The sequence below is a fragment of the Streptomyces inusitatus genome (genome assembly GCF_014651115.1).
Taxonomy (GTDB): domain Bacteria; phylum Actinomycetota; class Actinomycetes; order Streptomycetales; family Streptomycetaceae; genus Streptomyces; species Streptomyces amakusaensis.
Genome location: NZ_BMWG01000016.1, coordinates 43,445 through 51,457 on the forward strand (window position 1 = coordinate 43,445; position 8,013 = coordinate 51,457).

Annotated in this window: 7 protein-coding genes; 5 read left to right on the plus strand and 2 right to left on the minus strand. The window is 72.0% G+C overall.

The features are described 5' to 3' along the window. Positions 1-129: 129 nt before the first annotated feature. Positions 130-378: an antitoxin gene (locus IE247_RS22520; RefSeq protein ID WP_190125049.1), complete on the minus strand. Its 249-nt coding sequence runs from the start codon at positions 376-378 to the stop codon at positions 130-132. Positions 379-399: 21 nt separating this feature from the next. Next, entirely contained in the window at positions 400-690 is a 291-nt protein-coding gene (locus IE247_RS22525) for a hypothetical protein (protein WP_190125050.1), read from the minus strand. 183 nt (positions 691-873) lie between these two features. Here IE247_RS22525 and miaA point away from each other — a divergent pair, with 183 nt between their 5' ends. From miaA to hflX, 5 genes are all read left to right on the plus strand, one after another. Then, a complete protein-coding gene (gene miaA, locus IE247_RS22530; RefSeq protein ID WP_190125051.1) occupies positions 874-1,812 on the plus strand; it encodes a tRNA (adenosine(37)-N6)-dimethylallyltransferase MiaA in 939 nt (312 codons plus the stop codon). Positions 1,813-1,916: 104 nt separating this feature from the next. Then, positions 1,917-2,357: a hypothetical protein gene (locus tag IE247_RS22535; protein ID WP_190125134.1), complete on the plus strand. Its 441-nt coding sequence runs from the start codon at positions 1,917-1,919 to the stop codon at positions 2,355-2,357. A 221-nt stretch (positions 2,358-2,578) separates the two neighbouring features. After that, complete coding sequence (locus IE247_RS22540) at positions 2,579-4,558, plus strand: HD domain-containing protein (protein WP_190125052.1); 1,980 nt, start codon at positions 2,579-2,581, stop codon at positions 4,556-4,558. A 65-nt stretch (positions 4,559-4,623) separates the two neighbouring features. After that, positions 4,624-6,198, plus strand: coding sequence for a M1 family metallopeptidase (locus IE247_RS22545; protein WP_190125053.1), 1,575 nt, complete (start codon positions 4,624-4,626; stop codon positions 6,196-6,198). 187 nt (positions 6,199-6,385) lie between these two features. Beyond that, a complete protein-coding gene (hflX, locus tag IE247_RS22550) occupies positions 6,386-7,900 on the plus strand; it encodes a GTPase HflX (RefSeq protein ID WP_190125054.1) in 1,515 nt (504 codons plus the stop codon). Positions 7,901-8,013 lie beyond the last annotated feature (113 nt).

The window sequence follows — 8,013 nt, forward strand, 5'->3', positions numbered from 1 at the left end:
GGAGAGCGGGGCGGGCCCGGCCCGGGGGAACCCGGGGGCCCCCGCCCCCCCAAACCGGCGGGCGGCGGGGGAGCGTCCCCCCCCGCTCCCGCCCGGCGTCGGTCGACCGCCGAGGCGGTCAGCCCGCGTTCAGGAGGCGCGGGGCGGCGGCGGGGGAGTACCGCCGTCGTCCTTGTGCGCGATACGGTCCAGCGCCTCCTTGGCCTTGCCGGTGCCTGACTCGATCTTGTCGGTGTACTTGCCCTTGGTGCGGGCGTCGACCGCGTGCGCGGCCTTGTCGAGGCCCTGCCCGATCTTGTCCCCGTGCTGCTGTGCCAGGTCCGAAACCTTCTCCTTGGCCGGGGCGAGCTTGGCCTTCAGTTGGTCCATGAGGCCCATGGGGCACCTTTCTCGTGGGGCTTACTTACGGGCGCCCTCGCCGGCCTCGCGGTCCGCGGCCTCCCCGGCCGACTGCTGCCGGGGAATCTCCACACCCTCGGAGACCGCGGCCGCCGACCCCTCGGCCTCATCGGCCTCGGTGGCCCCGGCCGCCGCCTTCTCCCCGGGCGCGTCCTTCGACGCCTCGGGCTTCTCCCCGCTCCCGGCCTCGGGCTCCACCGCAAGACCGCCGGCGGTCTTCTCCCCTGCCGAGGCGTCCTCGGTGGCCCTGGCGGCCTTGGACCGACGAAGGAACCGTGCAAACACACCCATATTTACTCCATAGCCTACTCGTGTGAGTGATGTTCCGCGCCGCCCGAAGTGCCCTGCTGCCGCGTCGGCGGGGTGCCGGTCGGGAAACCGGCGTTCGGAACCTCGCAACAGCCAACGAAGCCCCCGCCGTGCCGTCACCTCGCTCGTTCGGGGACATCCCCGCGGGTTTGCGAGACTGGGGCGGTGAGAAGTGCAGCTCCCGCACCGCGGGTCATCGCCGTCGTCGGTCCCACCGCGGCCGGAAAGTCAGATCTGGGCGTCCACCTCGCCGCGCAACTGGGTGGCGAGGTCGTCAACGCCGACTCCATGCAGCTGTACCGGGGGATGGACATCGGCACCGCCAAGCTGACGCCCGGCGAACGCGGCGGCGTCCCCCACCGCCTCCTCGACGTCTGGGACGTCACCGAGACCGCCAATGTCGCCGAGTACCAGCGGCTCGCCAGGGCCGAGATCGACCGGCTGCTCGCCGAGGGACGCACCCCGGTCCTCGTGGGCGGCTCCGGCCTCTATGTGCGCGGTGCCATCGACACCCTCGAATTCCCCGGCACCGACCCCGCGATCCGCGCCCGGCTGGAGGCGGAACTCGCCGCCGAGGGCCCCGGCGCGCTGCACGCCAGGCTCACCGCCGCCGACCCCGAGGCGGGCCGGGCGATCCTCCCCGGCAACGGCCGGCGCATCGTCCGCGCCCTCGAAGTGATCGAGATCACCGGCAAGCCCTTCACCGCCAATCTGCCCGGCCACGACAGCGTCTACGACACCGTCCAGATCGGCGTCGACGTGGCCCGGCCCGAACTCGACGAGCGCATCGCCCGGCGCGTCGACCGGATGTGGGAGGACGGTTTCGTCGACGAGGTCCGCGCACTGGAGGCGCAGGGGTTGCGCGAGGGGCTCACGGCGTCACGCGCCCTCGGCTACCAGCAGATCCTCAAGGCGCTGGCGGGCGAATACACCGAACAGGAGGCGCGCGCCGAGACCGTGCGCGCCACCAAACGCTTCGCGCGCCGCCAGGATTCATGGTTCAGAAGGGATCCACGGGTGCATTGGCTCAGTGGTGCCGTCGCCGACCGCGGGGAACTTCCGGGGCAGGCGCTGGCGTTGATCGAACGAGCGGTTACAGCCTGATCACGTGATGGCATCGGGACGCCCTGCCCGTCATGTCAGCGCTCCGGGCCGTGCCATCATCGAGACGATCGACTGTGGAGTCCGAGTGGGGAGGGCGCGTGGCGATGGAGGCCGGCCCTCACGACACAGACCAGCAACAGCGCGGCACGGCGAGCGGTGGCGCGCCCGGTCTCAGCCCGGACGGCCCCGAGGACCAGGGAGCCCTCCCGGGCGAGGTGGAGGTCGAGCTGCGCCCGCCGCGCAGACTGCGCATCTGGCAGCTCGCGCCCATCGTGATCCTCGCCGCGGTCGGCTCCCTGATGTTCGGCTTCCCCCTCGCCTTCAGCACCGGCGGGGGCGCGGTCGTCGCCATGCTCGGCCTGCTGATCAGCTGCTGCGCCGCCGGCTGGGGAGTGATGGCCGCCCGCAGAGTCGGCCACACCTGGCCCGGGCTGCCGGCCCGGGGGACCGGGGAGCGCCCCGACTGGCGCGTCCTCGCGCTGTACGTCGGAGTGGCGGCCCTGCTGGTCGCGCTCGCCGTCTGGCGAGTGGCCCGCCTGCGCTGATCCACCCGCCTCGCCCCTCCCGTCCCACCGCGCCCAGGGTCACGACACAGGGTGAGCGGCTCAATCACGGCCCCATAGAGCTTCGCTCGAATGGGTGATCCGTTTCACGCTCGGCGAGAGCGGGACTGCTCCACGTGGTGGGCTCGGTAGCATCAAGCACCGGCCCGGAGGGCACGCCTGCTCTTCCCACCGCCGGTCGAATGCCGCCCGGAGGTCCCCCCATGAGTGCAGAGGCCGCCAACCCTGGCGCCCACAGCCGCAGGCGCGGCCGTCCCAGGATCGACCTCCGCAGGCTGGGCCGCGCGGCCCTCCTCGGACCCGTCGGCCGCGACCGGCTGCCCGACGCGATCGGACATGTCGTCGAGGCGCACCGCGCGCACCACCCCGACGCCGATCTCGCGACCCTCCATCAGGCGTACGTCCTGGCCGAGTCGTCCCACCGGGGACAGTTCCGCAAAAGCGGCGAGCCGTACATCACCCACCCCCTCGCCGTCACCCTCATCCTCGCCGAACTCGGCGCGGAGACCACCACCCTGACGGCCTCACTCCTCCACGACACCGTCGAGGACACCGAAGTGACCCTCGATCAGGTCACGGCCGCCTTCGGCGACGAGGTCGCGTATCTCGTCGACGGGGTCACCAAACTGGAGAAGGTCGACTACGGGGCCGCCGCCGAACCCGAGACCTTCCGCAAAATGCTCGTCGCCACCGGCAACGACGTCCGGGTGATGTCGATCAAACTCGCCGACCGGCTGCACAACATGCGCACCCTCGGAGTGATGCGCCCCGAGAAACAGGCCCGTATCGCCCGCGTCACCAGCGACGTCCTCATCCCGCTCGCCGAGCGCCTCGGAGTACAGGCGCTCAAGACCGAGCTGGAGGACCTCGTCTTCGCGATCCTGCGCCCCGAGGAGTACGAGCGGACCCGGCTGCTGATCGAGGAGAACGCCGCGGGCGGCGCGGCGCTCGACATCATGGCCGAGGGCTTCCGTACCGTGCTCCGCGAAGCGGGCATCCCCGCCGAAGTCCTGATCAGGCCGCGCCACTTCGTCTCCGTCCACCGGATCAGCCTCAAACGCGGCGAACTGCGCGGCACCGACTTCGGCCGGCTGCTCGTCCTCGTCGGCGAGGACGCCGACTGCTACGGGGTCCTCGGCGAACTCCACACCTGTTTCACCCCGGTGATCTCCGAATTCAAGGACTTCATCGCCGCCCCCAAGTTCAACCTCTACCAATCGCTGCACACCGCCGTCGCCGGCCCCGGTGGAACGGTCGCCGAAGTCCTCATTCGCACCCACCAGATGCACAAGGTCGCCGAGGCCGGAGTGATCGCCCTCGGAAACCCCTACGTCCCCGTGGAGAGCGCGGAACCGGCCGACGGCGAGCGGGCCGACCCCACCAGGCCCGGCTGGCTCTGCCGACTGCTGGACTGGCAGGAGTCGACACCGGACCCCGACGCCTTCTGGACCTCCCTCCGGGCCGATCTGGCGCAGGACCGCGAGATCACCGTCTTCCGCGCCGACGGCGGCTCCCTGGGCCTGCCCGCGGGCGCGAGCTGCGTCGACGCTGCCTACGCGCAGTACGGCGAACAGGCCCACTGCTGTATCGGCGCGCGGGTCAACGGACGGCTCGCCACACTGAGCACCGAGCTGAGCGACGGCGACACCGTGCAGCTGCTGCTCGCCCACGACGGCCGCCACGAGGGCGCCCAGAGCTCCTCCGGGGAGGGGCCGGACGCCCAGGACGCGGCCTCCGGCCCCTCCCCGGACTGGCTCGACCACGCGCGCACCCCCGCCGCCCGGATCGCCATCACCACCTGGCTCCAGGCCCACCCGGAAGGCACCAGGCCCCCGGCGGCCGCGCCCCGCCGGCCCGCGCTCCTCACCCACGGCCCCGACCGCCCCACCGCCGAGGACACCGCCTCCGGCCGGCAGGACGACGCCGAGGGCTGCCGGGTCACCCTGGTCGCGGAGTCCTTCGGACGGCCCCGGCTCCTCGCCGACCTCACCGAAGCCATCGCCGCCGAGGACGCCGCCATCGTCTCCGCGATCGTGGAGCCGCCCACCGAACAGCGGGTGAGGCACACTTACACGCTTCAACTGCCGGACGCGGCCAAACTCTCCGCCCTGATGCGCGCCATGCGCGATGTGCCCGGGGTGTACGACGTGAGCCGCACCCAGCATCCGGCGGCGGCCGGCTGACCCCGTTCGGGTGGCGCGGCGCGCGCCGCCACGACCGGCGCGGCGCGCACTGGTAGCGGTAGTGCATGCTGCCCGATCCCACCCCCTCGCCCGCGCGGCGATCCCCGACCCCCGGGGCCCGGCGCGGGCTCCGCGCCGCGGTGCTGGCGGTCGCCTCGGCCACTCTGATCGCCGCCGCGCCCCCGCCGGCCCCCGCGCCCCTCGGCATCGGCGACGCGCTCTTCCCGTACCTCGGCAACCCCGGCTACGACGTGGTGGCGTACGACATCGCCTTCACCTACGGCGGCGGCAACACCACCCCGCTGGACGCCGTCACCAGGATCGAGGCACGGGCCACCCAGCGGCTGGAGAGCATCAATCTGGACTTCACCCACGGCACGGTCGGCGCGGTGAGGGTCAACGGCCTCCCCGCCGAGTTCGCCACCGCCGAGGAGGACCTCGTCGTACGTCCCTTCCTGCCCGTCGAGGCGGGCTCCCGGGTACGGATCACGGTCGAGCACACCAGCGATCCCCGGGGGGAGGCGGGCGGCTGGGTGATCACCCGCGACGGGCTCGCGATGGCCAACCAGGCGGACGCCGCCCACCGGGTCTTCCCCTCCAACGACCACCCCGCCGACAAGGCGTACTTCACCTTCCACGTCACCGCGCCCAGCGAACTGACGGCGGTGGCCAACGGCGAGCGCGTCGCCAAGCGGGAGAACGGGGCCACCACCACCTGGTCCTACCGGACCCGGCACCCCATGGCCACCGAGCTGGCCCAGGTCTCCATCGGCTCCTCGGCCGTCCCCACCCGCGAGGGCCCGGGCGGGCTGCCCGTGCGCGACGTGGTCCCCGCCAAGGACCTCACCAGGCTGGAACCGTGGCTGCGGAAGACCCCCGGGCAGCTGAGCTGGATGGAGGGGAAGGTCGGCCCCTACCCCTTCGAGAACTACGGGGTGCTGATCGCGGACGCCGACACCGGATACGAACTGGAGACGCAGACGCTGTCCCTGTTTGAACGCCGGATCTTCACCAATAAGGCGTTCCCCGAGTGGTACGTCGACTCGATCATGGTTCATGAGCTCTCCCACCAGTGGTTCGGCGACAGCGTCTCGCCCCGCGCCTGGTCCGATCTCTGGCTGAACGAGGGACACGCCACCTGGTACGAGGCGCTCTACGCCGAGGAGAAGTCCGGCCACCTCATGGAGACCAGGCTGCGCGAGGCCTACCGCCGCTCCGACCAGTGGCGGGCCGACGGCGGCCCGCCCGCCGCGCCGAGACCCCCCGCTCCCGGAAAGAAGATCAGCCTCTTCCGCCCGGTGGTGTACGACGGCAGCGCGCTGGTCCTGTACGCCCTGCGGGAGACGATCGGCGAGGCCGCCTTCGACCGGCTGGAACGGACCTGGGTGCGCGACCACCGCGACTCCACGGCGAGCACCGCCGACTTCATCCGGCTCGCCTCCGAGATCGCCGGGCGGGACCTCACCGCGTTCTTCCGGGGATGGCTGTACGGGGAGCGCACACCGCCGATGCCCGGGCACCCGGACTGGACCAGCGCGGCCCCTGCGAAGACCAAGGGCCCGGACCCGGCCGGCGGCGGCACCGGTGCCGGCACCGGTGCCGGGGCCGGACATCACGCCCCGCCCGCGACCGCCCCGTGAAAACCGGGGTGACGGCCCCCTGGCCACCGTGGGACCATCGAGGACGTCGGCGACGCCGCGACGGCGGGATTCCGACGACCGTGTCCCACGGGAATCATCGAAGACCGTCACGCGTTGTGACTGATGTGGGGCGCACCGGATTACCGGTCCGCGGCGGCCCGGAATGACCCATCGACGTAAGGATCCAATGACCTCCTCTTCTTCCCCTTCCCAGGACGAGCAGAGCTTTGACGAGCAGCGCGCGCAGGGCTCGACCCAGCCGCGAGCCGAGGGCCTCCGGGCCGACGCCCTGATGGAAGAGGACGTCGCCTGGAGCCACGATGTCGACGGAGAGCGGGACGGCGAGCAGCTCGACCGCGCCGAGCGCGCCGCGCTGCGGCGCGTGGCCGGCCTCTCCACCGAGCTTGAGGACGTCACCGAGGTCGAGTACCGGCAGCTTCGCCTGGAGCGCGTGGTGCTGGTCGGCGTATGGACCTCCGGCACGGTGCGCGACGCGGAGAACTCCCTCGCGGAGCTGGCCGCGCTCGCGGAGACGGCCGGAGCCCAGGTGCTCGACGGCGTCGTGCAGCGCCGTGACAAGCCGGACCCGGCCACCTACATCGGCTCGGGCAAGGCCCAGGAGCTCCGGGACATCGTCCTGGAGACCGGCGCGGACACGGTGGTGTGCGACGGTGAGCTGAGCCCCGGACAGCTGATCCACCTCGAAGACGTCGTCAAGGTCAAGGTGGTCGACCGGACCGCCCTGATCCTCGACATCTTCGCCCAGCACGCCAAGTCCCGTGAGGGCAAGGCCCAAGTGGCGCTGGCGCAGATGCAGTACATGCTGCCCAGGCTGCGCGGCTGGGGTCAGTCGCTCTCCCGCCAGATGGGCGGCGGCGGCGGTGGCGGCATGGCCACCCGAGGCCCCGGTGAGACCAAGATCGAGACGGACCGGCGGCGGATTCGCGAGAAGATGGCGAAGATGCGCCGGGAGATCGCGGAGATGAAGACCGGCCGCGAGATCAAGCGACAGGAGCGCCGGCGTCACAAGGTGCCGTCGGTCGCGATCGCCGGTTACACCAACGCCGGGAAGTCCTCGCTGCTCAACCGCCTCACCGGTGCCGGAGTCCTGGTGGAGAACGCCCTGTTCGCCACCCTGGACCCGACTGTCCGGCGGGCCGAGACGCCCAGCGGGCGGCTCTACACCCTGGCCGACACTGTTGGTTTTGTCCGGCATCTGCCGCACCACCTCGTCGAGGCGTTCCGCTCCACCATGGAGGAGGTCGGCGACTCCGATCTGATCCTGCATGTGGTGGACGGCGCGCACCCCGCCCCGGAGGAGCAGCTGGCCGCCGTGCGCGAGGTCATCCGTGATGTGGGCGCGATCGACGTGCCCGAGATCGTGGTGATCAACAAGGCCGACGCGGCCGATCCGCTCGTGCTTCAGCGCCTGCTGCGCATCGAGCGGCACGCGATCGCGGTGTCCGCGCGTACGGGCGAGGGCATCGAGGAGCTGCTCGCGCTCATCGACGCGGAGCTTCCCCGGCCCGAGGTCGAGATCGAGGCTCTCGTGCCGTACACCCACGGCGGTCTGGTCTCCAAGGTCCACGCCGACGGCGAGGTTCTCTCCGAGGAGCACACCTCCGAGGGCACCCTGCTCAAGGCGCGCGTCCACGAGGAGCTGGCGGCGGCGCTCGCGCCGTTCGTCCCGGTCGCCCACTGACCGCGCGCACCCGTATGACGGCAGCGGAGCGCCGCCCCCCCTCCCCCGGGGGCGGGGCCCCTTTTTCCTTTCCCCGCCCCGGGCGGCGCCCCGGCCTCCTGTCCCCCGGCCCT

What these genes read in the sequence shown, in the direction of transcription:
- IE247_RS22525 (WP_190125050.1), bottom strand. Translation starts at nt 690, where the DNA reads ATGGGTGTGTTTGCACGGTTCCTTCGTCGGTCCAAGGCCGCCAGGGCC.
- hflX (WP_190125054.1), top strand. Translation starts at nt 6,386, where the DNA reads ATGACCTCCTCTTCTTCCCCTTCCCAGGACGAGCAGAGCTTTGACGAG.
- IE247_RS22540 (WP_190125052.1), top strand. Translation starts at nt 2,579, where the DNA reads ATGAGTGCAGAGGCCGCCAACCCTGGCGCCCACAGCCGCAGGCGCGGC.
- IE247_RS22520 (WP_190125049.1), bottom strand. Translation starts at nt 378, where the DNA reads ATGGGCCTCATGGACCAACTGAAGGCCAAGCTCGCCCCGGCCAAGGAG.
- IE247_RS22545 (WP_190125053.1), top strand. Translation starts at nt 4,624, where the DNA reads ATGCTGCCCGATCCCACCCCCTCGCCCGCGCGGCGATCCCCGACCCCC.
- IE247_RS22535 (WP_190125134.1), top strand. Translation starts at nt 1,917, where the DNA reads ATGGAGGCCGGCCCTCACGACACAGACCAGCAACAGCGCGGCACGGCG.